Source organism: Pseudomonas resinovorans NBRC 106553 (genome assembly GCF_000412695.1).
GTDB lineage: Bacteria > Pseudomonadota > Gammaproteobacteria > Pseudomonadales > Pseudomonadaceae > Metapseudomonas > Metapseudomonas resinovorans_A.
This window is the reverse complement of sequence record NC_021499.1, coordinates 6,259,730-6,285,863: the sequence shown is the minus strand read 5'-3', so window position 1 is coordinate 6,285,863 and position 26,134 is coordinate 6,259,730. Positions and strand designations below refer to the sequence as shown.

The 26,134-nt window shown below is 62.4% G+C and carries 28 protein-coding genes; 24 read left to right on the top strand and 4 right to left on the bottom strand.

Annotated features, from left to right (window positions below):
- The first annotated feature begins 43 nt into the window (after positions 1-43).
- The 21 genes from rpmH (at position 44) to glmS (ending at position 20,264) form a co-directional block, all read left to right on the top strand.
- The gene (gene rpmH, locus PCA10_RS28185; protein ID WP_003246698.1) at positions 44-178 is read left to right on the top strand and encodes a 50S ribosomal protein L34; all 135 of its coding nucleotides are present in this window, start codon (positions 44-46) and stop codon (positions 176-178) included.
- Between the two features lie 13 nt (positions 179-191).
- A complete protein-coding gene (rnpA, locus tag PCA10_RS29905; RefSeq protein WP_016495502.1) occupies positions 192-596 on the top strand; it encodes a ribonuclease P protein component in 405 nt (134 codons plus the stop codon).
- Positions 589-834, top strand: coding sequence for a membrane protein insertion efficiency factor YidD (yidD, locus tag PCA10_RS28175; RefSeq protein ID WP_016495501.1), 246 nt, complete (start codon positions 589-591; stop codon positions 832-834). Before rnpA ends, yidD begins: the two co-directional genes overlap by 8 nt.
- Before the next feature lie 2 nt (positions 835-836).
- Entirely contained in the window at positions 837-2,519 is a 1,683-nt protein-coding gene (gene yidC / locus PCA10_RS28170) for a membrane protein insertase YidC (protein WP_016495500.1), read from the top strand.
- An 84-nt stretch (positions 2,520-2,603) separates the two neighbouring features.
- On the top strand, positions 2,604-3,971 hold the full coding sequence (mnmE, locus tag PCA10_RS28165) for a tRNA uridine-5-carboxymethylaminomethyl(34) synthesis GTPase MnmE (RefSeq protein ID WP_016495499.1): 1,368 nt from the start codon (positions 2,604-2,606) through the stop codon (positions 3,969-3,971).
- 517 nt (positions 3,972-4,488) lie between these two features.
- The gene (mnmG, locus tag PCA10_RS28160) at positions 4,489-6,381 is read left to right on the top strand and encodes a tRNA uridine-5-carboxymethylaminomethyl(34) synthesis enzyme MnmG (protein WP_041770471.1); all 1,893 of its coding nucleotides are present in this window, start codon (positions 4,489-4,491) and stop codon (positions 6,379-6,381) included.
- Positions 6,381-7,028, top strand: coding sequence for a 16S rRNA (guanine(527)-N(7))-methyltransferase RsmG (gene rsmG / locus PCA10_RS28155; RefSeq protein WP_016495497.1), 648 nt, complete (start codon positions 6,381-6,383; stop codon positions 7,026-7,028). Before mnmG ends, rsmG begins: the two co-directional genes overlap by 1 nt.
- Before the next feature lie 14 nt (positions 7,029-7,042).
- On the top strand, positions 7,043-7,831 hold the full coding sequence (locus PCA10_RS28150; protein WP_016495496.1) for a ParA family protein: 789 nt from the start codon (positions 7,043-7,045) through the stop codon (positions 7,829-7,831).
- Between the two features lie 9 nt (positions 7,832-7,840).
- On the top strand, positions 7,841-8,713 hold the full coding sequence (locus PCA10_RS28145; RefSeq protein ID WP_016495495.1) for a ParB/RepB/Spo0J family partition protein: 873 nt from the start codon (positions 7,841-7,843) through the stop codon (positions 8,711-8,713).
- Between the two features lie 147 nt (positions 8,714-8,860).
- Positions 8,861-9,268 (top strand): F0F1 ATP synthase subunit I, encoded by a 408-nt coding sequence (locus PCA10_RS28140; protein ID WP_016495494.1) that lies wholly within the window; start codon positions 8,861-8,863, stop codon positions 9,266-9,268.
- 16 nt (positions 9,269-9,284) lie between these two features.
- A complete protein-coding gene (gene atpB, locus PCA10_RS28135; RefSeq protein ID WP_016495493.1) occupies positions 9,285-10,154 on the top strand; it encodes a F0F1 ATP synthase subunit A in 870 nt (289 codons plus the stop codon).
- Positions 10,155-10,350: 196 nt separating this feature from the next.
- A complete protein-coding gene (gene atpE, locus PCA10_RS28130; protein WP_003457994.1) occupies positions 10,351-10,608 on the top strand; it encodes a F0F1 ATP synthase subunit C in 258 nt (85 codons plus the stop codon).
- 49 nt (positions 10,609-10,657) lie between these two features.
- Positions 10,658-11,128: a F0F1 ATP synthase subunit B gene (locus PCA10_RS28125; protein ID WP_016495492.1), complete on the top strand. Its 471-nt coding sequence runs from the start codon at positions 10,658-10,660 to the stop codon at positions 11,126-11,128.
- 12 nt (positions 11,129-11,140) lie between these two features.
- Positions 11,141-11,677, top strand: a complete 537-nt coding sequence (locus PCA10_RS28120) for a F0F1 ATP synthase subunit delta (protein ID WP_016495491.1) — start codon at positions 11,141-11,143, stop codon at positions 11,675-11,677.
- 21 nt (positions 11,678-11,698) lie between these two features.
- Positions 11,699-13,243: a F0F1 ATP synthase subunit alpha gene (gene atpA / locus PCA10_RS28115; protein WP_016495490.1), complete on the top strand. Its 1,545-nt coding sequence runs from the start codon at positions 11,699-11,701 to the stop codon at positions 13,241-13,243.
- 52 nt (positions 13,244-13,295) lie between these two features.
- Complete coding sequence (gene atpG, locus PCA10_RS28110) at positions 13,296-14,156, top strand: F0F1 ATP synthase subunit gamma (protein WP_041770470.1); 861 nt, start codon at positions 13,296-13,298, stop codon at positions 14,154-14,156.
- A 30-nt stretch (positions 14,157-14,186) separates the two neighbouring features.
- Positions 14,187-15,563, top strand: a complete 1,377-nt coding sequence (gene atpD / locus PCA10_RS28105; protein ID WP_016495488.1) for a F0F1 ATP synthase subunit beta — start codon at positions 14,187-14,189, stop codon at positions 15,561-15,563.
- Between the two features lie 43 nt (positions 15,564-15,606).
- On the top strand, positions 15,607-16,032 hold the full coding sequence (locus PCA10_RS28100) for a F0F1 ATP synthase subunit epsilon (protein ID WP_016495487.1): 426 nt from the start codon (positions 15,607-15,609) through the stop codon (positions 16,030-16,032).
- A 105-nt stretch (positions 16,033-16,137) separates the two neighbouring features.
- Complete coding sequence (gene glmU / locus PCA10_RS28095; protein ID WP_016495486.1) at positions 16,138-17,502, top strand: bifunctional UDP-N-acetylglucosamine diphosphorylase/glucosamine-1-phosphate N-acetyltransferase GlmU; 1,365 nt, start codon at positions 16,138-16,140, stop codon at positions 17,500-17,502.
- Positions 17,503-17,642: 140 nt separating this feature from the next.
- A complete protein-coding gene (locus PCA10_RS28090) occupies positions 17,643-18,413 on the top strand; it encodes a DeoR/GlpR family DNA-binding transcription regulator (protein ID WP_197539860.1) in 771 nt (256 codons plus the stop codon).
- A gap of 15 nt (positions 18,414-18,428) precedes the next feature.
- Entirely contained in the window at positions 18,429-20,264 is a 1,836-nt protein-coding gene (gene glmS, locus PCA10_RS28085) for a glutamine--fructose-6-phosphate transaminase (isomerizing) (RefSeq protein ID WP_016495484.1), read from the top strand.
- Between the two features lie 150 nt (positions 20,265-20,414).
- Here the strand turns inward: glmS and PCA10_RS30540 are convergent, their stop codons facing one another.
- Together PCA10_RS30540 and PCA10_RS30535 are read right to left on the bottom strand one after the other, a co-directional pair.
- On the bottom strand, positions 20,415-20,609 hold the full coding sequence (locus tag PCA10_RS30540; protein ID WP_016495483.1) for a hypothetical protein: 195 nt from the start codon (positions 20,607-20,609) through the stop codon (positions 20,415-20,417).
- A gap of 217 nt (positions 20,610-20,826) precedes the next feature.
- Complete coding sequence (locus PCA10_RS30535; RefSeq protein WP_144277013.1) at positions 20,827-21,147, bottom strand: hypothetical protein; 321 nt, start codon at positions 21,145-21,147, stop codon at positions 20,827-20,829.
- Positions 21,148-21,243: 96 nt separating this feature from the next.
- Here PCA10_RS30535 and cfaB point away from each other — a divergent pair, with 96 nt between their 5' ends.
- Complete coding sequence (cfaB, locus tag PCA10_RS28075) at positions 21,244-22,428, top strand: C17 cyclopropane fatty acid synthase CfaB (RefSeq protein ID WP_016495482.1); 1,185 nt, start codon at positions 21,244-21,246, stop codon at positions 22,426-22,428.
- On the opposite strand, the gene folE2 is transcribed toward cfaB, so the two are convergent.
- Positions 22,419-23,309, bottom strand: a complete 891-nt coding sequence (folE2, locus tag PCA10_RS28070; RefSeq protein ID WP_016495481.1) for a GTP cyclohydrolase FolE2 — start codon at positions 23,307-23,309, stop codon at positions 22,419-22,421. The two genes, cfaB and folE2, sit on opposite strands and share 10 nt — an antisense overlap.
- A 92-nt stretch (positions 23,310-23,401) precedes the next feature.
- Here folE2 and zigA point away from each other — a divergent pair, with 92 nt between their 5' ends.
- The gene (gene zigA / locus PCA10_RS28065) at positions 23,402-24,601 is read left to right on the top strand and encodes a zinc metallochaperone GTPase ZigA (RefSeq protein WP_016495480.1); all 1,200 of its coding nucleotides are present in this window, start codon (positions 23,402-23,404) and stop codon (positions 24,599-24,601) included.
- A 122-nt stretch (positions 24,602-24,723) separates the two neighbouring features.
- Here the strand turns inward: zigA and PCA10_RS28060 are convergent, their stop codons facing one another.
- On the bottom strand, positions 24,724-25,071 hold the full coding sequence (locus PCA10_RS28060) for a hypothetical protein (protein WP_016495479.1): 348 nt from the start codon (positions 25,069-25,071) through the stop codon (positions 24,724-24,726).
- Positions 25,072-25,150: 79 nt separating this feature from the next.
- On the opposite strand from PCA10_RS28060, the gene PCA10_RS28055 reads away from it, so the two are divergent.
- On the top strand, positions 25,151-26,125 hold the full coding sequence (locus tag PCA10_RS28055; protein ID WP_016495478.1) for a CobW family GTP-binding protein: 975 nt from the start codon (positions 25,151-25,153) through the stop codon (positions 26,123-26,125).
- Positions 26,126-26,134: the final 9 nt, after the last annotated feature.

Below are 26,134 nucleotides of genomic sequence, written 5' to 3'. Positions count from 1 at the left end.
CGGGGGCCACTTCCGGCCCGTAGTGACCACCAGGTAAAGCATCATGAAACGCACTTTCCAACCCAGCACCATCAAGCGCGCTCGCACCCACGGTTTCCGTGCCCGTATGGCCACCAAGAATGGCCGCGCAGTCCTGTCGCGCCGCCGCGCGAAGGGCCGCAAGCGCCTGACCGTCTGATTATCCGGAACGGGTGGTGAGTCAGGACTTCGGTCGGGAAAAGCGTCTGCTGGTTCCCCGACAATTCAAGGCAGTCTTCGACTCACCGACCGGGAAGGTTCCCGGCAAGAATGTCCTGCTCCTCGCGCGCGAAAACGGCCTCGATCACCCCCGCCTGGGACTGGTGATCGGCAAGAAGAGCGTCAAGCTCTCCGTCGAGCGCAATCGCCTCAAACGCCAGATCCGCGAATCCTACCGACACAACCTCGAGTTGCTGGCTGGTTGGGACATCGTGATCGTGGCGCGCAAAGGCATTGGCGATCTTGAGAATCCTGAGCTGAGACATCAGTTCGGCAAGCTCTGGAAACGCCTTGCGCGCAGCCGGACCCGCCCTGAACCCGCTACCGGATCAGGGGTGTCCGACAGTCCCCATGCGTAAACTGGCCCTCGCTCCGATCCAGTTCTACCGCTATGCCATCAGCCCACTGATGGCCAGTCACTGTCGTTTCTATCCCAGTTGTTCCTGCTACGCGCTGGAAGCCATCGAACAGCATGGTGCCCTGCGTGGCGGCTGGCTGACCTTGCGTCGGCTCGGTCGCTGTCATCCGTGGAATCCGGGCGGTTATGACCCGGTGCCACCCGCCAACACATCCCAACCCTCTTCGATGGCCGAGTAATCATGGATATCCAACGCTCGATCCTGATCGTCGCCCTGGCAATCGTGTCCTACCTGATGGTTCTCCAGTGGAACCAGGACTACGGTCAAGCCGCGCTGCCGACCGCCAGCACCAGTGCTAGCAGCGCCCAGTCGACCCTGCCGGACGACAACGCAACCGCCAAGACCAGCGACGATGTGCCGACCGCCACCAACGCGGAACGCAGCGAACCGGCAGCCACCCAGGCCGTGGCTCCCAGCAACGACCTGATCCGCGTTGAAACCGATGTGCTCCACCTAGCCATCGATCCGGTCGGCGGCGACATCGTCCAGCTGACCCTGCCGCAGTTCCCCCGTCGCCAGGATCGCCCGGACGTACCCTTCCAGCTGTTCGACAACGGTGGCGAGCGCGTCTACCTGGCGCAGAGCGGCCTGGTCGGCGCAGGCGGCCCGGACGCCCGTGCCAACGGTCGCCCACTGTTCAGTGCCACCCAGCGTAACTTCAAGCTGGCGGACGGCCAGGACCAACTGGTGGTCGACCTGACCTTCAGCGAAGCCGGCGTCAACTACATCAAGCGCTTCACCCTGACCCGCGGCAAGTACGACCTGCAGGTCACGTACAAGATCGACAACCAGAGCGCGCAGCCCTGGACCGGCAGCATGTACGCCCAGTTGAAGCGTGACGCCAGTGCCGACCCGTCCACCACCACCGCTACCGGCGTGTCCACCTACCTGGGCGCCGCGGTCTGGACTCCGGACGAGCCGTACAAGAAAGTCTCCATGAAGGACATGGACAAGCAGCCCTTCAAGGAGACCGTCCAGGGCGGCTGGGTAGCCTGGCTGCAGCACTACTTCGTCACCGCTTGGATCGCCGACAAGGAACAGAACAACGTCATCCAGACCCGCAAGGATTCCAGAGGCAACTACATCGTCGGTTTCGTCGGCCCTACGCTGAACATCCCGGCTGGTGCCTCCGCCGAAACCTCCGCGACCCTGTTCGCCGGTCCGAAGGTCCAGAGCCACCTGAAGGAACTCTCCCCGGGCCTGGAACTGACCGTCGACTACGGCTTCCTGTGGTTCATCGCCCAGCCGATCTTCTGGCTGCTGCAACATATCCACAGCCTGCTGGGCAACTGGGGCTGGTCGATCATCGTCCTGACCATCCTGATCAAGGCCGCGTTCTTCCCGCTCTCCGCCGCCAGCTACCGCTCCATGGCGCGCATGCGTGCCGTCTCGCCGAAGCTGCAGGCGCTGAAGGAACAGTTCGGTGACGATCGCCAGAAGATGTCCCAGGCGATGATGGAGCTGTACAAGAAGGAGAAGATCAACCCGCTGGGCGGCTGCCTGCCGATCCTGGTCCAGATGCCGGTGTTCCTGGCGCTCTACTGGGTACTCCTGGAAAGCGTGGAAATGCGCCAGGCCCCGTGGATGTTCTGGATCACCGACCTGTCGATCAAGGACCCGTTCTTCATCCTGCCGATCATCATGGGCGCCACCATGTTCATCCAGCAGCAGCTGAACCCGACTCCGCCGGACCCCATGCAGGCCAAGGTACTGAAGCTGATGCCGATCATCTTCACCTTCTTCTTCCTGTGGTTCCCGGCCGGCCTGGTCCTGTACTGGGTGGTCAACAACGTCCTGTCGATCGCGCAGCAGTGGTACATTACCCGGCAGATCGAGGCGGCCAGCAAGAAGGCAGCAGCCTGACAGCGACGCCAGACAGCTTGAACATGACGCCCCCTCTGGGGGCGTCTTGCTATCCGCCATTCGCAGACCCAAAGGTATCCACAGATGAACCCTGTCCGTGACACCATCGTCGCCGTCGCTACCGCCCAGGGTCGTGGCGGCGTAGGCATAGTCCGCGTCTCCGGCCCGCTGGCCGCGCGCATAGCCGAGACCATCGGCGGCCGTGTACCCAAGCCACGCTTCGCCCACTACGGGCCCTTCCTGGATGGCGCCGGACAGACCCTCGACGAAGGTATCGCCCTCTACTTCCCCGGCCCCAACTCCTTCACCGGCGAAGACGTCTTCGAGCTCCAGGGCCACGGTGGCCCCGTTGTCCTCGACCTGCTGCTGCGCCGCTGCATGGAACTCGGCGCCCGCCAGGCCCGCCCGGGCGAGTTCAGCGAACGCGCCTTCCTCAACGACAAGCTCGACCTGGCCCAGGCCGAAGCCATCGCCGACCTGATCGAAGCCAGCTCCGAACAAGCCGCGCGCAACGCGCTGCGCTCCCTGCAAGGGGAATTCTCCAGGCGTGTCCATGGCCTGACCGAGAAACTGATCGAGCTGCGTATCTACGTAGAAGCCGCCATCGACTTTCCCGAGGAGGAAATCGACTTCCTCGCCGACGGCCATGTGCTGGGCTTGCTGGACGGCGTGCGGGAAAACTTATCCACAGTGATTCGCGAAGCGGGACAGGGTGCCCTGCTGCGCGACGGCATGACAGTAGTGATCGCCGGCCGTCCCAATGCCGGCAAATCCAGCCTGCTGAACAGCCTCGCCGGGCGCGAAGCAGCCATAGTCACCGACATCGCCGGTACCACCCGTGACGTGCTGCGCGAACATATCCACATCGACGGGATGCCCCTGCACGTTGTGGATACCGCTGGCCTGCGTGATACCGACGACCATGTGGAAAAGATCGGCGTCGAGCGCGCGCTGAAGGCGATCGAGGAAGCCGACCGCGTACTGCTGGTGGTGGACGCCACCGCACCGGAAGCAGCCGATCCCTTTGCCCTGTGGCCCGAGTTCCTCGACAGCAAGCCCGATCCGGCCAAGGTCACCCTGATCCGCAACAAGGCCGACCTCAGCGGTGAGGAGATCGGCCTGGAAGTCAGCGACGATGGCCATGTCACCCTCAGCCTTTCCGCCCGCTCCGGAGCAGGCCTGGATCTGCTGCGCGAGCACCTGAAGACCTGCATGGGTTATCAACAGACCGCCGAAAGCAGCTTCAGCGCCCGCCGCCGCCACCTGGAAGCGCTGCGCCAGGCCGGCAGCTTCCTCGACCATGGGCGTTCACAGCTCACGCTGGCCGGTGCCGGCGAGCTTCTCGCCGAAGACCTGCGCCAGGCCCAGCACGCGCTGGGTGAGATCACCGGCGCCTTCAGCTCCGACGACCTGTTGGGTCGTATCTTCTCCAGCTTCTGCATCGGCAAGTAAGCCGAAGCCCTCGACTTTTTATCCACAACGAACGCGACTGCCTGCTTGCCAGGCGGTCCGTTCCTGCCTGCGCGCCCCAAAAACCAGTGGATTAAACCCTGTTGATAACTGCCCTTCAACCCAGTCCATAACCCTGGTGAAAAGCCACTGGATAAAACCGCTGTGCATAACTTCCCTATCGGTGCACAGCTTGCTGACGGCTTACGCAGTGCCTACCGGCAGGAATATCACAGGATTATCATCCTCTGTAAGCAGCGTCGTAGATGGCCTTGAATCACTTATCCACAGAAAACCTCCTCCCCAATGCATAAACATAAAAACAGGCTTTTTAAGAAATTCTTCTCTTCTTTATATTTTTACCCACAAGGACTTTTCCACTTTTGGATAACTCACGCTAAAAGCAGGACTGGAGCAGGTTGGCTATTTTTTGGCCAGACGGCTTCATGAAAGGCGGTGATTTCCCCTATACTGTGCGGCTTTCTCTATTTCCCAGCCTTGAAGAGGCACGAGGTGCGTGGTGGATTTCCCTTCCCGTTTTGACGTGATCGTGATCGGCGGCGGCCATGCCGGCACCGAGGCCGCCCTGGCGGCCGCACGCATGGGCGTGAAGACCCTGCTGCTGACCCACAATGTGGAAACCCTCGGGCAGATGAGCTGCAACCCGGCCATCGGTGGCATCGGCAAGAGCCACCTGGTCAAGGAAATCGATGCCCTGGGCGGCGCCATGGCGACCGCCACCGACCTCGGCGGCATCCAGTTCCGTGTGTTGAACAGCCGCAAGGGCCCGGCCGTACGCGCCACCCGTGCACAAGCCGACCGCGTGCTCTACAAGGCAGCGATCCGCGAGATCCTCGAAAACCAGCCGAACCTGTGGATATTCCAGCAGGCCTGCGATGACCTGATCGTCGAGAACGACCAGGTCAAAGGCGTAGTGACCCAGATGGGCCTGCGCTTCGTCGCGGAGTCCGTGGTACTGACCACAGGCACCTTCCTCGGCGGACTTATCCACATAGGTTTGCAGAACTATTCCGGCGGTCGCGCCGGCGATCCGCCGTCGATCGCCCTGGCCAAGCGCCTGCGCGAAATGCCGCTGCGTGTCGGTCGCCTGAAGACCGGTACCCCGCCGCGCATCGATGGTCGCTCCGTGGACTTCTCGGTGATGACCGAGCAACCTGGCGACACCCCGATCCCGGTGATGTCCTTCCTTGGTTCCAAGGAGCAGCACCCGCGTCAGGTCAGTTGCTGGATCACCCATACCAACGCACGCACCCACGAGATCATCGCCAGCAACCTCGATCGCTCGCCGATGTATTCCGGTGTGATCGAAGGCATCGGTCCGCGCTACTGCCCGTCCATCGAAGACAAGATCCACCGCTTCGCAGACAAGGAAAGCCATCAGGTATTCATCGAGCCGGAAGGCCTGACTACCCACGAGCTGTATCCCAACGGCATTTCCACTTCGCTGCCTTTCGATGTGCAGCTGGAGATCGTGCGCTCCATCCGTGGCATGGAGAACGCCCACATCGTGCGTCCCGGCTACGCCATCGAGTACGACTACTTCGATCCGCGCGACCTGAAGTACAGCCTGGAAACCAAAGTGATCGGCGGCCTGTTCTTCGCTGGCCAGATCAACGGCACCACCGGCTACGAAGAAGCCGGTGCCCAGGGCCTGCTCGCCGGCGCCAACGCCGCCCTGCGTGCCCAGGGCAAGGAAGCCTGGTGCCCGCGCCGCGACGAGGCCTACATCGGCGTACTGGTCGACGACCTGATCACCCTCGGTACCCAAGAGCCCTATCGCATGTTCACTTCGCGCGCCGAGTACCGGCTGATCCTGCGCGAAGACAACGCCGACCTGCGTCTCACCGAGAAGGGCCGCGAACTGGGTCTGGTGGACGACCGGCGCTGGGCGGCCTTCGAAGCCAAGCGAGAAGGCATCGCCCTCGAGGAACAGCGCCTGAAGAGCACCTGGGTTCGCCCCGGGACACCGGCCGGCGATGCCGTCGCAGAGCGCTTCGGCACTCCGCTGACCCACGAGTACAACCTGCTCAACCTGCTGAGCCGCCCGGAAATCGATTACGCCGGCCTGGTGGAAATCACCGGCGGCGGCGCCGAAGACCCGCAAGTGGCCGAGCAAGTGGAGATCAAGACCAAGTACGCCGGCTACATCGACCGCCAGCAGGACGAGATCGCCCGTCTGCGCGCCAGCGAGGACATCCGCCTGCCGAACGACCTGGACTACGCCACCATCTCCGGCCTGTCCAAGGAGATCCAGCACAAGCTCGGCAACAGCCGTCCGGAAACCCTGGGCCAGGCAGGTCGTATCCCGGGCGTGACCCCGGCGGCGATTTCCCTGTTGCTCATCCACCTGAAAAAACGCGGAGCCGGCCAGAAGCTGGAGATAAGCGCCTGATGTCCTTGGTCAACCAACGCCACGCCGACGAACTGTCCCGTGGCGCGCAACAACTCGCTGTCGAACTCACCCCGCAAAGCCAGGATGGCCTGCTCGCCTACCTGGCCCTGCTGATCAAGTGGAACAAGGCCTACAACCTCACCGCGGTGCGCGATCCTGACGAAATGGTCTCGCGCCACCTGCTCGACAGCCTGAGCGTCGTGCCATACGTAGCCGCGCTCGGCGACAACTGGCTGGACGTCGGCAGCGGCGGCGGCATGCCCGGCATCCCGCTGGCAATCCTGTTCCCCGAGCGACGCTTCACCCTGCTCGACTCCAACGGTAAGAAGACCCGCTTCCTCACCCAGGTGAAACTGGAGCTGAAACTCGACAACCTCGACGTTGTCCACAGCCGGGTCGAGGCCTTCACCCCGGAGCGGCCGTTCAGCGGCATCGTCTCCCGCGCCTTCAGTTCGCTGGAGGACTTCAGCAACTGGACCCGTCACCTGGGTGACGGAGAAACGCGCTGGCTGGCGATGAAGGGATTGCATCCGAACGATGAGCTGCAGGCACTGCCCGCGGACTTCCGCGTCGAGTCGGCGCATCAGCTGGAGGTTCCCGGTTGCCAAGGTCAGCGCCATCTGCTGATACTGCGCCGCACGCTATGAGGGGGAAGGCAGCCATGGGCAAGGTATTCGCTATTGCCAATCAGAAAGGTGGGGTCGGCAAGACCACCACTTGCGTCAACCTGGCCGCGTCGTTGGTCGCCACCAAGCGTCGCGTGCTGCTGATCGACCTCGATCCCCAGGGCAACGCCACCATGGGCAGCGGCATCGACAAGCTGGCCCTCGAGCATTCGGTCTATGACGTGCTCACCGGTGAGTGCGACCTGGCCACCGCCATGCAGTATTCCGAGCACGGTGGTTACCAGCTGCTGCCGGCCAACCGCGACCTCACCGCGGCGGAAGTGGCGCTGCTGGACATGCCGAACAAGGAGCATCGCCTGCGCGAAGCCCTGGCGCCGATCCGCGAAAACTACGATTACATCCTCATCGACTGCCCGCCTTCGCTGTCGATGCTGACGATCAACGCCCTGTCCGCGTCCGACGGCGTGATCATCCCCATGCAGTGCGAGTACTACGCGCTGGAAGGCCTGTCGGACCTGGTGAACAGCATCCAGCGCATCGGCCAGCTGCTGAACCCGAACCTGAAGATCGAAGGCCTGCTGCGCACCATGTACGACCCGCGCATCAGTCTCACCAACGATGTCTCGGCGCAGCTCAAGGAACACTTCGGCGACAAGCTCTACGATGCGGTCATCCCGCGTAACGTGCGCCTGGCCGAAGCCCCGAGCTTCGGCATGCCGGCCCTGGTCTACGACAAGCAATCCCGTGGCGCCATCGCCTACCTGGCACTGGCAGGCGAGTTGGTCCGCCGCCAGCGCGCCAAAGCCAAATCCGCTACCGCATAAGGAATCCGCATGGCCGCGAAAAAACGAGGTCTGGGCCGTGGCTTGGACGCCCTGCTGGGCGGCAGTACCGTCACCAAGCTCGAAGACGAGGCCGTCAAGGTCGATACCCGCGAGCTTCAGCACCTGCCCCTGGACCTGATCCAGCGCGGCAAGTACCAGCCCCGCCGCGACATGGACCCCACCGCGCTCGAAGAGCTGGCCCAGTCGATCAGGGTCCAGGGCGTCATGCAGCCCATCGTCGTGCGCCCCATTGGTGCGGGCCGCTTCGAGATCATCGCCGGTGAGCGCCGTTGGCGCGCCAGCCAGCAGGCCGGCCTGGAGAAGATTCCGGCCATGGTCCGTGAAGTGCCCGACGAGGCCGCCATCGCCATGGCGCTGATCGAGAACATCCAGCGCGAGGACCTCAATCCCATCGAGGAAGCCATCGCCCTGCAGCGCCTGCAGCAGGAGTTCCAGCTCACCCAACAGCAGGTCGCCGAAGCGGTGGGCAAGTCGCGGGTGACCATCACCAACCTGCTGCGCCTGATCGGCCTGCCGGAAGAGATCAAGACCCTGCTTTCCCATGGCGATCTGGAAATGGGCCATGCCCGTGCCCTGCTCGGCCTGCCCCTCGAACGACAGGTGGAAGGGGCGCGACATGTTGTCGCACGAGGTCTGACCGTGCGCCAAACCGAGGCACTGGTACGGCAGTGGCTGAACAGCAAGGAGAAACCTGTCGAGGTGGTCAAGGCCGATCCCGACATCAGTCGGCTCGAACAGCGCCTGGCTGAGCGGTTGGGCGCTCCCGTGCAGATCAAGCATGGGCAGAAGGGCAAAGGCCAACTGGTGATCCGCTACAACTCCCTCGATGAGTTGCAGGGCGTCCTGGCCCACATCCGCTGAAACATTTGGCGCTGTAGCGACGGTCGGAAATCACTACCCGGCAGTTGAACGGGGGGGGTTCCCCCCCTATACTCTGCGCGCAATTTTGTCGGCACAAAGTATGCCAAGTCGTTGATTCCAGCGGCCGACACCAGAGGAACTGCTGCGATGGAAATCCGCACGCCAAACCGCTTGCCCTTCCATCGTCTACCGGTCTTTCCGGTCCTGTTGGTTCAGCTGGTCGTCCTGTTGCTTGCCGCTGTCGTTGTCTGGCAGTGGCGTGGCACGGTAGCTGGATACTCTGGCTTGTGCGGCGGCTTGATCGCCTGGTTGCCGAACTTGTATTTCGCCCGCAAGGCGTTCCGTTACAGCGGAGCCCGAGCAGCCCAGGCGATAGTCCGGTCTTTCTATGCGGGCGAGATGGGCAAGATGATTCTGACGGCAGTGCTGTTTGCACTGACGTTCGCAGGAGTGAAACCCCTGGATGCGCCGGCAGTTTTCGGCGTTTTCCTGCTGACCCAGTCGGTCAGCTGGTTCGCGCCCCTGCTGATGAGAACAAGACTTTCGAAACCTTAGGGCGTTTGAGGCAAACATGGCAGAGCAAACCGCTTCGGGCTATATCCAGCACCACCTGCAGAACCTGACCTTCGGTCGTCTGCCCAATGGCGATTGGGGCTTTGCCCACAGTGCCGAGCAAGCCAAGGAAATGGGCTTCTGGGCCTTCCATCTGGACACCCTGGGCTTCTCCATCGGCCTTGGCCTCATTTTCATCATCCTGTTCCGCATGGCAGCCAAGAAAGCCACTACCGGCGTTCCCGGTGGCCTGCAGAACCTGGTCGAAGTGATGGTCGACTTCGTCGACACCAACGTCAAAGACACCTTCCATGGTCGTAACCCGCTGATCGCCCCGCTGGCCCTGACCATCTTCGTCTGGATCTTCCTGATGAACGCCGTGGACCTGATCCCGGTGGACTGGATCCCGATGCTGGCCGCGAAGATCTCCGGTAACGAGCACCTGTTCTTCCGCGCCGTACCGACCACCGACCCGAACGCCACCCTGGGCATGGCCTTCTCGGTGTTCGCGCTGATCATCTTCTACAGCATCAAGGTCAAGGGCATCGGCGGCTTCATCGGCGAACTGACCCTGCACCCGTTCAGCAGCAAGAACATCTTCGTTCAGATCCTGCTGATCCCGGTGAACTTCCTGCTCGAATTCGTCACCCTGATCGCCAAGCCGATCTCGCTGGCTCTGCGTCTGTTCGGCAACATGTACGCCGGCGAACTGGTGTTCATCCTGATCGCTGTAATGTTCGGCGCCGGCATTCTGTGGCTGAGCGGCCTGGGCGTTGTGCTGCAGTGGGCGTGGGCTGTGTTCCACATCCTGATCATCACCCTGCAGGCCTTCATCTTCATGATGCTGACCATCGTCTACCTGTCGATGGCGCATGAGGACAACCATTAATAACGCGCAGCGCATCCGATGACCTTCTCCCCTCGGGGAGGAGGTGCCCGAAGGGCGGAAGAGGGTGTGCGGTCTGTTAGAGATGGTCCCGCGCCGCGAGGCAAGGGAAAGCCCGCAAGGGCAGTGGGAATAAAACGATTTCGCTTTACCGCTTCACTTAAACCTTAACCAACACGACATAAAGTCGGGAGGAAAAATGGAAACTGTAGTAGGTCTGACCGCGATCGCCGTAGCTCTGCTGATTGGCCTGGGTGCTCTGGGTACCGCCATTGGCTTCGGTCTGCTGGGTGGCAAGTTCCTGGAAGGCGCTGCTCGCCAGCCGGAAATGGTTCCGATGCTGCAAGTTAAAATGTTCATCGTGGCCGGTCTGCTCGACGCCGTAACCATGATCGGCGTTGGTATCGCTCTGTTCTTCACCTTCGCTAACCCGTTCATTGCTCAGGTAGCCCAATAATCCTCGATTTTCGAGGATTGGACTGACAACGAACGAGCGAGGTGTTGGCGTGAACATTAATGCAACCCTGATCGGCCAGTCCGTTGCTTTCTTCATCTTCGTACTGTTCTGCATGAAGTTCGTATGGCCTCCGGTCATTACAGCTCTGCAGCAACGTCAGAAGAAGATCGCTGATGGCCTGGACGCTGCCAACCGTGCGGCTCGTGACCTGGAGCTGGCCCATGAGAAAGTGGGTCAGCAACTGCGCGAAGCCAAGGCTCAGGCAGCTGAAATCATCGAGCAAGCCAAAAAGCGCGCTACCCAGATCGTCGACGAATCTCGCGATCAGGCACGTGCTGAAGGCGAGCGCCTGAAGGCGCAAGCTCAGGCTGAGATCGAGCAGGAACTGAACAGTGTCAAAGACGCGCTGCGCACCCAACTGGGTAGCCTGGCCGTTAATGGTGCCGAGAAGATCCTGGGTGCCACTATCGATCAAAACGCGCACGCGGAGCTGGTTAACAAACTGGCAGCCGAAATTTAAGCGAGGGCGATCATGGCAGAACTGACCACGCTGGCCCGACCTTACGCCAAGGCTGCTTTCGAGTACGCCCAGGCCCATCAGCAGCTGGCCGCTTGGTCGGCCATGCTAGGCCTGGCCGCTGCGGTGTCGCAAGACGACACCATGCAGCGTGTGCTCAAAGCCCCGCGACTGACGAGCGCAGAAAAAGCCGCCACCTTTGTCGAGGTGGTTGGTGACAAGTTCGACGCCCAGGCACAGAACTTCATCCACGTTGTTTCCGAGAATGGCCGCCTCGTGCTGCTGCCGGAAATCGCCGAACAGTTCGAGCTGTACAAGGCCGAACAAGAGAAATCGGTCGATGTGGAAGTAACCAGTGCCTTCGCATTGAGCGATGAACAGCAAGACAAACTCGCCAAGGTTCTCAGCGCACGGCTCAGCCGGGAAGTGCGTCTGCACGCCGTGGAAGACTCCAGCCTCATAGGTGGTGTAGTCATCCGCGCCGGCGACCTGGTTATCGATGGCTCGGTTCGCGGCAAGCTCGCGAAACTGGCCGAAGCGTTGAAATCTTGAGTTTGAAGGGGCAGCAGAGCAATGCAGCAACTCAATCCTTCCGAAATTAGTGAAATCATCAAGGGACGTATCGAGAAACTCGACGTCTCTTCCCAAGCCCGTAACGAGGGCACCATCGTTTCCGTTTCCGACGGCATCGTGCGTATCCACGGCCTGGCCGATGTGATGTACGGTGAAATGATCGAGTTCCCGGGCGGCGTCTACGGTATGGCGCTGAACCTGGAGCAAGACTCCGTTGGTGCCGTAATCCTGGGCAAATACACCGGCCTGGCCGAAGGTATGAGCGCCAAGTGCACCGGCCGCATCCTGGAAGTACCGGTTGGTCCGGAACTGCTGGGTCGCGTCGTTGACGCCCTGGGCAACCCGATCGACGGCAAAGGCCAGATCAATGCCCAAGCCACCGACGCTGTGGAAAAAGTCGCTCCGGGCGTGATCTGGCGTAAGTCGGTCGACCAGCCCGTACAGACTGGCTACAAGGCCGTTGACGCCATGATCCCGATCGGCCGTGGCCAGCGTGAGCTGATCATCGGCGACCGTCAGATCGGCAAGACCGCCCTGGCCGTCGACGCGATCATCAACCAGAAAGACAGCGGCATCCGTTGCGTCTACGTTGCCATCGGTCAGAAGCAATCGACCATCGCCAACGTGGTTCGCAAGCTGGAAGAGAACGGCGCCCTGGCCAACACCATCATCGTTGCCGCCAGTGCTTCCGAATCCCCGGCTCTGCAGTACATCGCTCCGTACTCCGGCTGCACCATGGGCGAGTACTTCCGCGACCGCGGCGAAGACGCCCTGATCATCTATGATGACCTGTCCAAGCAAGCTGTAGCCTACCGCCAGATCTCCCTGCTGCTGCGCCGCCCGCCGGGCCGCGAAGCCTACCCGGGCGACGTGTTCTATCTCCACAGCCGTCTGCTGGAGCGCGCTTCCCGCGTTTCCGAGGAATACGTAGAGAAGTTCACCAACGGCGCTGTGAAAGGCAAGACCGGTTCCCTGACCGCCCTGCCGATCATCGAAACCCAGGCTGGTGACGTTTCCGCGTTCGTTCCGACCAACGTGATCTCCATCACCGACGGTCAGATCTTCCTGGAATCCGCCCTGTTCAACTCGGGTATCCGTCCGGCCGTGAACGCCGGTATCTCGGTATCCCGTGTTGGTGGTGCTGCCCAGACCAAGATCGTCAAGAAGCTGTCCGGTGGTATCCGTACCGCTCTGGCCCAGTACCGTGAACTGGCTGCGTTCGCGCAGTTCGCTTCCGACCTGGACGAGGCTACCCGCAAGCAGCTCGAGCACGGTCAGCGCGTTACCGAGCTGATGAAGCAGAAGCAATATGCGCCCATGTCCATCGCCGACATGTCGCTGAGCCTGTATGCCGCCGAGCGTGGTTTCCTTGCAGATATCGAACTGACCAAGATCGGCGCCTTCGAACAAGCCTTGATCGCCTACTTCAACCGTGATCACGCCGCTCTGATGGCGAAGATCAACGAGAAGGGTGACTTCAACGACGAAATCGATGCCGGCATCAAGTCTGGTATCGAGAAGTTCAAGGCCACCCAAACCTGGTAAGCCGCAGCGGGGGGTCGCAAGATCCCCCGCCTGCTAACCCGAAAGGTGTTACATGGCAGGCGCAAAAGAGATTCGCAGCAAGATTGCGAGCATCAAAAGCACGCAGAAGATCACCAGCGCCATGGAAAAGGTGGCGGTCAGCAAGATGCGCAGGGCTCAACTGCGCATGGCTGCCAGCCGCCCCTACGCGGAGCGCATCCGCCAGGTGATCGGTCATTTGGCCAACGCGAACCCGGAATACCGCCACCCGTTCATGATCGACCGTGAAGTAAAGCGCGTCGGTTACGTCGTGGTGAGCAGCGACCGCGGTCTGTGTGGCGGCTTGAACATCAACCTGTTCAAGACCCTGGTCAAGGACATGGCGGGTTACCGTGAACAAGGCGTGGAGATCGACCTCTGCGTGATTGGTAGCAAGGGTGCGGCCTTCTTCCGCAACTACGGCGGCAACGTCGTGGCAGCTATCAGCCACATCGGCGAGGAACCTTCGATCAACGACCTGATCGGTAGCGTCAAGGTCATGCTCGATGCATACCTGGACGGCCGTATCGACCGCCTGTTCGTGGTTTCCAACAAGTTCGTCAACACCATGACGCAGAAGCCGACCGTGGAACAGCTGGTTCCGCTGGTGGCCGACGCCGATCAAGAGTTGAAGCACCACTGGGACTACCTCTACGAACCCGACGCCAAGGAGATCCTCGAGGGTCTGCTGGTGCGCTACGTGGAATCCCAGGTGTATCAGTCCGTGGTTGAAAACAATGCCTGCGAGCAGGCCGCACGGATGATCGCGATGAAGAACGCCACCGACAACGCCGGTGATCTGATCAGCAATCTCCAGCTGATCTACAACAAGGCGCGTCAGGCAGCGATCACTCAAGAGATTTCGGAAATCGTCGGCGGCGCTGCCGCGGTTTAAGACCGGTTCATATATTTAGAGGAACCAGATATGAGTAGCGGACGTATCGTTCAAATCATCGGCGCCGTTATCGACGTGGAATTCCCGCGTGATCAGGTGCCGAACGTATACGACGCGCTGAAAGTCAGCGGCGTCGAAACCACCCTGGAAGTTCAGCAGCAGCTGGGCGACGGCGTGGTTCGTTCCATCGCCATGGGTTCGACCGAAGGCCTCAAGCGTGGCCTGGACGTATCCAACACCGGCGCAGCCATCTCCGTCCCGGTTGGCAAGGCCACCCTGGGCCGCATCATGGACGTGCTGGGCAACCCCATCGACGAAGCCGGTCCCATCGGTGAAGAAGAGCGCTGGGTTATCCACCGCGACGCTCCGTCCTATGCCGAACAAGCTGGTGGCAACGAGCTGCTGGAAACCGGCATCAAGGTAATCGACCTGGTCTGCCCCTTCGCCAAAGGTGGCAAGGTAGGCCTGTTCGGTGGCGCCGGTGTGGGCAAGACCGTAAACATGATGGAACTGATCCGTAACATCGCCATCGAGCACAGCGGTTATTCCGTGTTCGCCGGTGTGGGTGAGCGTACTCGTGAGGGTAACGACTTCTACCACGAGATGAAGGATTCCAACGTTCTCGACAAGGTAGCCCTGGTTTACGGCCAGATGAACGAGCCGCCGGGCAACCGTCTGCGCGTGGCACTGACCGGCCTGACCATGGCCGAGAAGTTCCGTGACGAAGGCCGTGACGTTCTGCTGTTCGTCGACAACATCTACCGCTACACCCTGGCCGGTACCGAAGTATCCGCGCTGCTGGGTCGTATGCCGTCCGCTGTGGGTTACCAGCCGACCCTGGCCGAGGAAATGGGCGTTCTGCAAGAGCGCATCACCTCCACCAAGACCGGTTCGATCACCTCCATCCAGGCCGTATACGTTCCCGCGGACGACCTGACTGACCCGTCCCCGGCGACCACCTTCGCCCACCTGGACGCCACCGTCGTACTGTCCCGCGACATCGCCTCCCTGGGTATCTACCCGGCTGTCGACCCGCTGGACTCCACTTCGCGTCAGCTGGACCCTCTGGTAATCGGTCAGGACCACTACGACACCGCCCGTGGCGTACAGTACGTTCTGCAGCGTTACAAAGAGCTGAAGGACATCATCGCGATCCTGGGTATGGACGAACTGTCCGAAGCGGACAAGCAGCTCGTTAACCGTGCTCGTAAGATCCAGCGCTTCCTGTCCCAGCCGTTCTTCGTGGCCGAAGTCTTCACCGGTTCGCCGGGCAAGTACGTGTCGCTGAAGGACACCATCGCTGGCTTCAAAGGCATCCTCAACGGTGACTACGACCACCTGCCCGAGCAGGCGTTCTACATGGTCGGCGGCATCGAAGAAGCCATCGAGAAAGCGAAAAAACTGTAACCCCCTGAGCGCCCGGCAACGGGCGCTTACGTGAGGCAAGCGTATGGCTATTACTGTCCATTGCGATATCGTCAGCGCCGAAGCGGAGATCTTCTCCGGTCTGGTGGAGATGGTGATTGCGCACGGCCACCTCGGCGATCTGGGTATCGCGCCGGGCCACGCCCCGCTGATCACCGACCTCAAGCCGGGTCCGATCCGCCTGGTCAAGCAGGGTGGTGAGGAGGAGGTGTTCTACATCTCCGGTGGTTTCCTCGAGGTCCAGCCGAACATGGTGAAGGTTCTTGCCGACACCGTGCTGCGCGCCGGAGACCTGGACGAAGCCGCGGCTCAAGAGTCCCTCAAGGCTGCTGAGAAGGCCCTGCACGAGAAGGGCGCGGAGTTCGACTACTCCACCGCTTCCGCTCGTCTGGCCGAGGCTGCAGCCCAGCTGCGTACCGTCCAGCAGATCCGCAAGAAGTTCGGCGGCTAAGCCGGCGCACTTCAATGCGATCGAGTTAAAGGGTAGCCTTGGCTACCCTTTTTCTTTTCCGGCGTTCCGGTTTTCGCTTACCAGCCTGATTCGGTGATTCCCTCCATGTCCCTCGATATCGTCATCCTCGCCGCCGGCCAGGGCACGCGCATGCGCTCCGCCCTGCCCAAGGTCCTGCATCCGGTAGCCGGCAAAGCCATGCTCGGCCACGTCATCGACACCGCCCGCAAGCTCCAGCCCCAGGGCATCCACGTGGTGATCGGCCACGGTGCCGACACGGTGCGCGAACGCCTGGCCGCCGACGACCTGGACTTCGTCCTCCAGGCCCAGCAGCTGGGTACCGGCCACGCCGTGGCCCAGGCCCTGCCGCAACTGACCGCCGAGCGCGTGCTGATCCTCTACGGCGATGTGCCGTTGATTGAAGAGGACACCCTGCAGCGCTTGCTGGAGAAGGTGAAGGACGACCAGCTCGCCCTGCTCACCGTGGAACTGGACGACCCGACCGGCTACGGCCGCATCGTCCGCGATGCCCATGGCGTGGTGAAGGCCATCGTCGAGCACAAGGACGCCAGTCCCGAACAGCGTGCGATTCGCGAAGGCAACACCGGCATCCTCGCCGTGCCCGGCAAGCGCCTCGCCGAGTGGCTGGGCCGCCTGTCGAACAACAATGCCCAGGGCGAGTACTACCTCACCGACGTCATCGCCATGGCGGTGGCAGACGGCCTGGTGGTGGCCACCGAGCATCCCCATGACGCCATGGAAGTGCAGGGCGCCAACGACCGCATCCAGCTCGCCGAACTGGAGCGCCACTACCAGAAGCGCGCTGCCCGGCGCCTGATGGCCCAGGGCGTGACCCTGCTGGACCCCACGCGTTTCGACCTGCGCGGCGAAGCGAGCGTGGGTCGCGACGTACTGATCGACGTGAACGTCATCCTCGAAGGCCGCGTGGTGATCGAGGACGGTGTAGAGATCGGTCCCAACTGCGTGATCAAGGACAGCACCCTGCGCAGTGGCGCAGTGGTCAAGGCCAACAGCCACCTGGACGGTGCCGAGCTGGGCGAAGGCGCCGACTGCGGCCCGTTCGCCCGCTTGCGCCCGGGTGCCGTGCTGGGCGCCAAGGCCCATGTGGGTAACTTCGTCGAGCTGAAGAACGCCGTGCTGGGCGAGGGTGCCAAGGCCGGCCACCTGGCTTACCTCGGCGACGCCGAGATCGGCGCGCGCACCAACGTCGGCGCCGGCACCATCACCTGCAACTACGACGGCGCCAACAAATTCCGCACCGTCATGGGCGAGGACGTGTTCGTCGGCTCCAACAGCTCCCTGGTAGCCCCGGTCAATCTCGGCGACGGCTGCACCACTGGCGCCGGCTCCACCATCACCCAGGACGTGCCGGCCAATGCCCTGGCGGTTGGCCGCGGCAAGCAGCGCAACATCGAAGGCTGGAAGCGCCCGGTGAAGGTGAAGAAGTAAGGCTGTGGATAACCCTGGCTGTGGATAAATGACAGCCCAAGCAAAAGGCGGCCCAGGCCGCCTTTTGTCGTTTCCGGGGTTGACGTAGGAATCGTCTTAGGTTTTGATTCGCGCCATTATCTTTCGAAACGAAACTTTCGTTGATGACGAAACGCAACACACCCCAGCGTCGCCACGGAATCCTTGCGCTGCTCGACGAGCAGGGCGAGGTGAGCGTCGACGAGCTGGCCAAGGCCTTCTCCACCTCCGAAGTGACCATCCGCAAGGATCTCACCGCCCTGGAGAAGAACGGCCTGCTGCTGCGCCGTTACGGCGGCGCCGTGCCCATGCCCCAGGAGCTGATCGGTGACGCCACCTTGCCAGTGTCCTCGCGCAAGCTGGCGATCGCCCGCGCTGCCGTCGGCTGCATCCGCGAGCATGCGCGGATCATCATCGACAGCGGCAGCACCACTGCGGCGATGATCCCGGAACTGGGCCGCAAGCCGGGCCTGGTGGTGATGACCAACTCCCTGAATGTGGCCAACGCCCTGCGCGACCTGGAGCACGAACCGGTGCTGTTGATGACGGGCGGTACCTGGGACCCCCATTCGGAATCCTTCCAGGGCCAGGTGGCCGAGCAGGTCCTGCGTTCCTACGATTTCGACCAGTTGTTCATCGGCGCCGACGGTATCGACCTGGAGCGTGGCACCACCACCTTCAACGAACTGCTGGGCCTCTCGCGGGTCATGGCCGAGGTCGCTCGCGAAGTGATCGTCATGGCCGAGTCCGACAAGCTCGGTCGGCGCATACCGAACCTGGAGCTGCCCTGGAGCAGCATCCACACCCTGATTACCGATGAGCGCCTTGCCCCGCAAGCGCGCGAACAGATAGCCGCGCGCGGGGTCAAGTTGATCTGCGCGCGCATTGATTGAGAAAGGAGAACAGCCATGTGTGGCATCGTTGGCGCCATCGCCGAGCGCAATATCACCGCAATCCTGGTCGAGGGCCTCAAGCGCCTCGAGTACCGTGGCTATGACAGCGCCGGTGTGGCCGTCTTCACCAACGAGGGCACGCTGGAGCGCCGCCGCCGCGTCGGCAAGGTCGCCGAACTGGAGCAGGCCCTGGCTGAACAGCCCCTGGTTGGCCGCCTGGGCATCGCCCACACCCGCTGGGCCACCCACGGCGCGCCGAGCGAGCGCAATGCCCACCCGCATTTCTCCGGCGAGCAGCTGGCCGTGGTGCACAACGGCATCATCGAGAACTACGAGGCCCTGCGCGAGCAGCTCAAGGGCCTGGGCTACGTCTTCACCTCGGACACCGACACCGAAGTCATCGTCCACCTGCTGCACCACAAGCTGAAGACCGTCACCGACCTGGCTGACGCCCTCAAGGCCGCCGTGCCCGAGCTGCACGGCGCCTACGGCCTGGCCGTGATCAGTGCCAGCCAGCCTGACCGCCTGCTCGCCGCACGCAGCGGCAGCCCCCTGGTGATCGGCCTGGGCCTGGGCGAGAACTTCCTCGCCTCCGACCAGTTGGCCCTGCGCCAGGTCACCGACCGCTTCATCTACCTGGAAGAAGGCGATATCGCCGAGATCCGTCGCGACAGCGTGGCGATCTGGGATGAGCAAGGCCACCCGGTCCAGCGCGAGCAGGTGCAGTACCACGAAGGCGCCGAAGCCGCCGACAAGGGCGAGTACCGCCACTTCATGCTCAAGGAAATCCATGAGCAGCCCAAGGTCGTGCAGCGCACCCTGGAAGGCCGCCTGGGCAGCGACCATGTGCTGGTCAATGCCTTCGGCCCCCGTGCCGCCGAACTCTTCGCCAAGGTGCGCAACGTACAGATCGTCGCCTGTGGCACCAGCTACCACGCCGGTATGGTCGCCCGTTACTGGCTCGAAGGCCTGGCCGGCATCCCCTGCCAGATCGAAGTGGCCAGCGAGTTCCGCTACCGCAAGGTGGTGGTGCAGCCGGACACCCTGTTCGTCACCATCTCCCAGTCCGGCGAAACCGCCGACACCCTGGCCGCCCTGCGTAACGCCAAGGAGCTGGGCTACCTGACCAGCCTGGCCATCTGCAACGTGGGCACCAGCTCCCTGGTGCGCGAATCCGACCTGACCCTGCTGACCCAGGCCGGCCCGGAAATCGGCGTGGCTTCCACCAAGGCCTTCACCACCCAGCTGGTGGGCCTGATGCTCCTGACCCTGTCCCTGGGTCAGGTACGTGGCACCCTGCAGGCAGGTGTCGAGGCCGGCCTGGTGGACGAGCTGCGCCGTCTGCCGACCCGTCTTGGCGAGGCCCTGGCCATGGACAAGGTGGTGGAAAAGGTCGCCGAGCTGTTCGCCGAGAAGAACCACACCCTGTTCCTCGGCCGTGGTGCCCAGTATCCGGTGGCAATGGAAGGCTCGCTGAAGCTCAAGGAAATCTCCTACATCCACGCCGAAGCCTATCCGGCCGGCGAGCTCAAGCACGGTCCGTTGGCCCTGGTGGACAGTGACATGCCGGTGGTTACCGTGGCGCCGAACAACGAGCTGGTGGAGAAGCTCAAATCCAACCTGCAGGAAGTGCGTGCCCGTGGCGGCGAGCTGATCGTCTTCGCCGACCGCGATGCCGGTATCGACAATGGTGAAGGCACCCATGTGGTGAACATGCCGCACATCGACGATGCCCTGGCGCCGATCCTCTACACCATCCCGCTGCAGCTGCTTTCCTACTACGTCGCGGTGCTCAAGGGCACCGACGTCGACCAGCCGCGCAACCTGGCCAAGTCGGTGACCGTGGAATAAGGTCCAGCTGTTCGGAAAAGGCGCCTGCGGGCGCCTTTTTCGTTTTCAGCGCCCATGAAAAAGGCGCCCGGGGAGGGGCGCCTTGGATGCTGCGGCCAAGCCTGGCGGGACCCTTGCGGCCCCTGGGGAGTCGGCTCGGCGGGTGTCGCCTCAGCCTTTGCTGTTGTCGGCCTGGACGTCGCTGGTTTCGTCTTGTTCGGCGACCATTTCCTTTTCATGGATCTGGGCCTGGGATTCGCGGAATTCCGTGACCATCTGGGTGGAGCGCTCGGAGCCGCCTTCAGCCAGTGCGACGGAAGCGCCAAGGCCCATGAGGATTGCCAGAGTCAGTTGAGTTGCTTTCATAAGATTTGCCTCGTGTGTTTTCTCAAAGTGGTGTTTTCAAACTTCGAGGCCATCTTAGAAATCCACGGAAAGTTTGGATGCAAGGCGCGTAGTAGGAGGACGTAAGATTGTTCCTACGAGATTGTGAGGATTTCTTGCGGCCCTGCAGCGCGCTGTTCCAGCTCTTGGGGGAAGTAAAAAAAGCGCCCCTAGAGGGGCGCTTGAAGTTCATCTTCTTTTACAGGAGCAAGGCTTGGAAGATGAACGGCCTTGTCAGTGGCGGAGTCGCTACAGGACTCTCGAACAGGATGAAATCCGTTGCTGGATGGATGATCGATGTTGCCTTGAGTTCCACCGCAGCGATTGGGATGGCAAGTTCGCAGTTACCGAAGTGGCTGACAAGGCGAACCCGGATGCTCAACTTGAGTGAATAGTCGATTACGTCTGTAGGCAACCACGCCAGTGGTTTGAGTGGGCTGGCCCAGGCGCGGCGGAAAAGCCTGTGAGCGGTTACGCGCAATGAAGGGTCGAATGAATTGAGCAGGGGATGTTTGCGCATTGTCTCCCTGCATTGAGCACAACTATGGAATCGATAGCCTGACAACTGTTCAGGTTGGTCTACCTTTCCAATGTCCTTGGTAAAGGAGGAGTTCCCATGTTTGCGCAACTTCCACCGCTGCTACGCGACCTGAAACTGCCGCTGCGACTGCAGCTCTGGGATGGCAAGGAAATCGATCTCGGGCCCAACCCCACCGTCACCATGACGGTGAAGGACCCCAGTGTGGTCTCCCTGCTCAGCCGGCCAAGCCTCGACACATTGGGAACCGCCTATGTGGAAGGGCGCCTGGAGCTGGATGGGCCGATCCTCGAGGTGATCCGCCTGGGGGACGCCCTCAGCGAGGCCGTGCTGGGTGAGGAGGACGAAGGGGCTCCCGAGCGCCGCTCCCGTGACAAGGCCACCGACGCTGCCGCCATTTCCTATCACTACGACCTGTCCAATGATTTCTACCGGCTGTGGCTCGACCGGGAGATGGTCTATTCCTGCGCCTACTTCCCCACCGGCAGCGAAGACCTGGATAGCGCCCAGCAAGCCAAGCTGCACCATCTCTGTCGCAAGCTGCGACTGAAGGCCGGTGAGTATCTGCTGGATGTGGGGTGCGGCTGGGGCGGCCTGGCGCGCTTCGCTGCTCGTGAATACGGCGTACGGGTGTTCGGCATCACCTTGAGCCAGGAACAGCTCGCCCTGGGCAAGGAGCGGGTCCGTGCCGAGGGCCTGGAGGGGCAGGTGGAGCTGAAGCTCCTGGATTACCGTGACCTGCCCCAGGACGGTCGCTTCGACAAGGTGGTCAGCGTCGGCATGTTCGAGCACGTGGGCCACGCCAATATGCCGACCTATTGCCAGCGCCTGTTCGGCGCGGTGCGCGCCGGTGGGCTGGTGATGAACCACGGCATCACCGCCCGGCATCCCGACGGCCGTCCGGTGGGACGCGGTGCCGGTGACTTCATCGATCGCTACGTCTTCCCCCATGGCGAGCTACCGCACCTGGCCACCATGGTCACCGAGCTGAGCCTGGCCGGCATGGAGGTGGTGGACGTGGAGAGCCTGCGCCTGCATTACGCACGCACCCTCGAGTTCTGGAGCAGCAACCTGGAGGCCAATCTGGCCAAGGCAGCCCAGCTGGTGCCGGAACAGGCCCTGCGCATCTGGCGGCTGTACCTGGCCGGTTGTTCCCATGCCTTCCAGAAGGGCTGGATCAACCTGCACCAGATACTCGCCAGCAAGCCCCATGACGATGGCTCCCACGAGGTGCCCTGGAGCCGGGCAGACCTCTACCGATAGCGCCAGGCGTATTCGGCTACGGCGTCATGTGCGTGGAGGCTCTCCGCGTGCACGACCCGGAGCCTGAAGCCCGCCAGCCACTCCTGCTCCCGCAGGACGGCGCCCAGGCGCCGCGCGGCATCCTCGCAGAACATCAGGTTCTGGCCATTGGCCAGGGCGAAGGCTTGTTCGTCCGCCCGTTTCACCGCGGTCTGCACCGGGGTGCCCAGTGCCTGTTCCGCCAGGTCGACCAACCGGCCCAAGGGGATGCCGTCAACGTCGCCCAGGCGTGCCTGGAGGCTGGCAGTACTGCGCTGACTGTGGGGCGTCGCGAGCATGCCCCGGTCGCTGCCCAGCCAGGCAAGGATCTGTTCGCGCTCCAGTGGAATCTCGGCAGCGAAGTCCTCGGTGAAAGCTTGCTGGACCAGCTGACGGGCGAGTGCCGCGGAGCAGGGACAGGTGGAGGAATAGGCCAGTTGCACCCATAGTTCCACGTGAAACCCCCATCGATCCTGGTGTGCAAGGACTTCGAAGGGATAGGCCTTCCAACCCGAGAGGGCGCTGACCAGCGCCGGTCGTTGTAGCAAGGTTTCGCCCTGCAGCCTGAGGCTGGCGCTGCTGGACAGGCCCTGGTGGCTTTCGAGGAAGCTCGCCAGCACACGCCGCAACAGCGGGATGGACAGCTCTTCTCCTTCCAGTGCCTGCAGTGCCAGGTAGAGCCGCGACATATGGATTCCACGGGCGCTGCTGTCGTCCAGGCTGACGCCGGCATCGGCGCGGGCGGCAATGCGCTGGCCGTCCAGCAATAGCGGTTGGGCGATGCCGTGCATACCGACCCAGTCCAGGGGCAGGTCGAGGTCGGCGTCTTGTGCGGCGATATCCGGGAGGTGACGGGCGTTCATCGGCAGGGCTCTTGAAATCGACAGCAAATGTTATGTTATAACAAGTAAGATAAGCAACTCTCGTCGGTAACCCACGCCTGAAGGACATCACCATGGATTCACGCCTCCCCGTCACCCTGCTGTCCGGTTTCCTCGGTGCCGGCAAAAGCACCCTGCTCAACCACCTGCTGCGTAATCGAGAGCAATTGCGCGTGGCCGTGATCGTCAACGACATGAGCGAAATCAACATCGACGCCAGCGAGGTACAGCGTGACGTCAGCCTCAATCGTGGCGAGGAGCGCCTGGTGGAGATGAGCAACGGCTGCATCTGCTGCACCCTGCGCGAAGACCTGCTGGAGGAAGTCAGTCGCCTCGCCCGCGAAGGCCGCTTCGATTACCTGCTGATCGAATCCACCGGCATCTCCGAGCCGCTGCCGGTGGCTGAAACCTTCACCTTCCGCGACGAGCAGGGGCAAAGCCTGTCGGACCTGGCGCGCCTGGACACCCTGGTGACTGTGGTGGACGGGGTGAACTTCCTGCGCGACTACCAGGACGCGGAGAACCTCGCCAGCCGTGGCGAAGCCCTGGGCGAGGACGATGAGCGCTCGATCAGCGATCTGCTGATCGAGCAGGTGGAGTTCGCCGATGTGCTGCTGCTCAGCAAGGTCGACCTGATCTCCGGCGCCGAGCGCGAGGAATTGCTCGCGATCCTGCACCGCCTAAATCCAGAGGCCGAGGTGCTGCCCATGGTCATGGGCCAGGTGGACCTGGCGCGCCTGCTGGACACCGGCCGCTTCGACTTCGAGCGCGCGGCCCGGGCACCGGGCTGGCTCAAGGAGCTGCGTGGCGAGCATGTGCCGGAAAGCGACGAATATGGCATCGCCTCGACATCCTATCGGGCGCGGCGTCCCTTCCATCCGCAGCGCTTCTTCAGCTTCCTCGACCGTGAATGGTGCAATGGCCGGCTGCTGCGTTCCAAGGGCCTGTTCTGGCTGGCCAGCCGGTATCGCGAGGCGGGCAGCTGGTCACAGGCCGGCGGCCTGATGCGCCACGGCCTGGCTGGCCGCTGGTGGCGCTTCGTCCCACGGGAAAACTGGCCGGAAGACCCAGGCAGTGTGCTCCAGCACTGGACGCAGGAAGTGGGCGATTGTCGCCAAGAGCTGGTGTTCATCGGCCAGGGCATCGACTTCCAGCGCCTGCGTGCCGAACTGGACGCCTGCCTGCTGGAGGATCACGAAATGGCCCTGGGGCCGGAAGGCTGGAGCCTGTTGCCTGATCCTTTCGACCCCTGGCTGGTCGGGGAAGCCGCCTGATGGCGGATCGGTTGTGGATAACCTATTCGGGACCATGCGAAAGTCCAGCCAGGTTTATCCACAGACTGCCGCAACAGGCAGCGGCAAGGCTGAGCGCAGGGAAAGCGGGGACAGGCGTTGTGCTATTCCCACTTGCCCTTGCTCTGCACCTCGCAGAAGGGCTTGAGGTAACGGGAATCGCTGGCTACGCCGTAGTAGTGGATATCCTGGCGGTAGGGCTGGTTGCTGACCTGGGCGTTGCGGCAGACGCCGAAGGCACCGCCGGGGCAGTTATCCACATAGCTCACCTCGACCTTCTGCCCCTTCATCTCCGGCTTGCAGAAGCCGTCACGGAAGAGTTGCGACGGGATGCTACGGTTCTCCTGGCAGACCTTCACGTCCAGCCCCTCGCCCTGGCTGTGGACAACACAGGCTTGGGCATGGACTTCGACGGACAGCACGAGCAGCAAGGGCAGCAACCAGGCACGCATTGGAGGACATCCAGGCAATGAAGGCGGTGACTCTAGCACGACGCTTTCTAAGCCGGCTGTGAGCAAGCACCATATCCCGATGCTTACTCATATCCCGACTCATCTCATCGCCGGGCCCTTGGGCGCCGGCAAGACCAGCCTGATCCGCCAGCTGCAGGCGCAGCGCCCTGCCCATGAACGCTGGGCCGTGCTGATCAACGAATTCGGCCAGATCGGCCTGGACGCGGCCTTGCTGACCAACAGTGACGATTGCATCAGCCTCGCCGAAGTTGCTGGCGGCTGCGTCTGCTGCGTCAACGGCGCGCCCTTCCAGGTGGGCCTTGGCCGATTGCTGCGCAAGGCGCGGCCGGACCGGCTACTGATAGAACCCTCCGGACTCGGACACCCGGTCGAGCTACTGCGACAGCTACGCGAACCCCCTTGGGAGGGCGTTCTGGCGCTACAGCCAAGCGTCGTGGTGCTCGACGCGGCGGCCCTGGCTACGGGCCAGCTACTGCCAGACAGCCAGCGGGAGGCACTTTTGGATGCTGGCCTGGTGCTACTAAACAAGTCCGAAAACCTGAATTCTGCTATCTGTGAACAACTTTCCGCAAAACTACCCCCCGTACCCCTGCTGTGGACGACTCAGGGAAGGCTAGATATCGAGCTGCTTCCAGGTATTCATGCACAACGTGGAAAAGCTGTTGGTATCAACGAGTTACCAACAGGTGTGGATAAACCTCCGGTTCTGTGGAGGAATCCGGCCGAACCCATCTGCCAGATCCAGTCCGCAGCCGATGGCTGGAGCATCGGCTGGCGTTGGCATCCGAGCCAGGTATTCGAGCTGATGCGCCTGCAGAACTGGCTTTCCGGCCTGCCCTGGCGCCGCGCCAAGCTGGTGCTGCAGACCAACGCCGGCTGGCTTTCCGCCAATGCGCTGGACGGCGCACCGCTGCACTGGCAGGCCAGCGAGTGGCGCAAGGATTCACGTCTGGAACTGATCTTCGCCGGCCCCCAGGACGAGGCGGCGTTGAAGGCGGGCATGGCGGCGTGCCGGACTGAACCGCGGAGCTGACCTACGCTT

What these genes read in the sequence shown, in the direction of transcription:
- folE2 (WP_016495481.1), bottom strand. Translation starts at nt 23,309, where the DNA reads ATGAACGCCCGTCACCTCCCGGATATCGCCGCACAAGACGCCGACCTC.
- glmU (WP_016495486.1), top strand. Translation starts at nt 16,138, where the DNA reads ATGTCCCTCGATATCGTCATCCTCGCCGCCGGCCAGGGCACGCGCATG.
- atpB (WP_016495493.1), top strand. Translation starts at nt 9,285, where the DNA reads ATGGCAGAGCAAACCGCTTCGGGCTATATCCAGCACCACCTGCAGAAC.
- PCA10_RS28055 (WP_016495478.1), top strand. Translation starts at nt 25,151, where the DNA reads ATGCTTACTCATATCCCGACTCATCTCATCGCCGGGCCCTTGGGCGCC.
- PCA10_RS28120 (WP_016495491.1), top strand. Translation starts at nt 11,141, where the DNA reads ATGGCAGAACTGACCACGCTGGCCCGACCTTACGCCAAGGCTGCTTTC.
- mnmE (WP_016495499.1), top strand. Translation starts at nt 2,604, where the DNA reads ATGAACCCTGTCCGTGACACCATCGTCGCCGTCGCTACCGCCCAGGGT.
- PCA10_RS28100 (WP_016495487.1), top strand. Translation starts at nt 15,607, where the DNA reads ATGGCTATTACTGTCCATTGCGATATCGTCAGCGCCGAAGCGGAGATC.
- rpmH (WP_003246698.1), top strand. Translation starts at nt 44, where the DNA reads ATGAAACGCACTTTCCAACCCAGCACCATCAAGCGCGCTCGCACCCAC.
- PCA10_RS30535 (WP_144277013.1), bottom strand. Translation starts at nt 21,147, where the DNA reads ATGCGCAAACATCCCCTGCTCAATTCATTCGACCCTTCATTGCGCGTA.
- yidD (WP_016495501.1), top strand. Translation starts at nt 589, where the DNA reads ATGCGTAAACTGGCCCTCGCTCCGATCCAGTTCTACCGCTATGCCATC.
- PCA10_RS28150 (WP_016495496.1), top strand. Translation starts at nt 7,043, where the DNA reads ATGGGCAAGGTATTCGCTATTGCCAATCAGAAAGGTGGGGTCGGCAAG.
- glmS (WP_016495484.1), top strand. Translation starts at nt 18,429, where the DNA reads ATGTGTGGCATCGTTGGCGCCATCGCCGAGCGCAATATCACCGCAATC.
- PCA10_RS30540 (WP_016495483.1), bottom strand. Translation starts at nt 20,609, where the DNA reads ATGAAAGCAACTCAACTGACTCTGGCAATCCTCATGGGCCTTGGCGCT.
- cfaB (WP_016495482.1), top strand. Translation starts at nt 21,244, where the DNA reads ATGTTTGCGCAACTTCCACCGCTGCTACGCGACCTGAAACTGCCGCTG.
- PCA10_RS28145 (WP_016495495.1), top strand. Translation starts at nt 7,841, where the DNA reads ATGGCCGCGAAAAAACGAGGTCTGGGCCGTGGCTTGGACGCCCTGCTG.
- PCA10_RS28060 (WP_016495479.1), bottom strand. Translation starts at nt 25,071, where the DNA reads ATGCGTGCCTGGTTGCTGCCCTTGCTGCTCGTGCTGTCCGTCGAAGTC.
- zigA (WP_016495480.1), top strand. Translation starts at nt 23,402, where the DNA reads ATGGATTCACGCCTCCCCGTCACCCTGCTGTCCGGTTTCCTCGGTGCC.
- atpA (WP_016495490.1), top strand. Translation starts at nt 11,699, where the DNA reads ATGCAGCAACTCAATCCTTCCGAAATTAGTGAAATCATCAAGGGACGT.
- atpE (WP_003457994.1), top strand. Translation starts at nt 10,351, where the DNA reads ATGGAAACTGTAGTAGGTCTGACCGCGATCGCCGTAGCTCTGCTGATT.
- PCA10_RS28140 (WP_016495494.1), top strand. Translation starts at nt 8,861, where the DNA reads ATGGAAATCCGCACGCCAAACCGCTTGCCCTTCCATCGTCTACCGGTC.
- yidC (WP_016495500.1), top strand. Translation starts at nt 837, where the DNA reads ATGGATATCCAACGCTCGATCCTGATCGTCGCCCTGGCAATCGTGTCC.
- atpG (WP_041770470.1), top strand. Translation starts at nt 13,296, where the DNA reads ATGGCAGGCGCAAAAGAGATTCGCAGCAAGATTGCGAGCATCAAAAGC.
- rsmG (WP_016495497.1), top strand. Translation starts at nt 6,381, where the DNA reads ATGTCCTTGGTCAACCAACGCCACGCCGACGAACTGTCCCGTGGCGCG.
- atpD (WP_016495488.1), top strand. Translation starts at nt 14,187, where the DNA reads ATGAGTAGCGGACGTATCGTTCAAATCATCGGCGCCGTTATCGACGTG.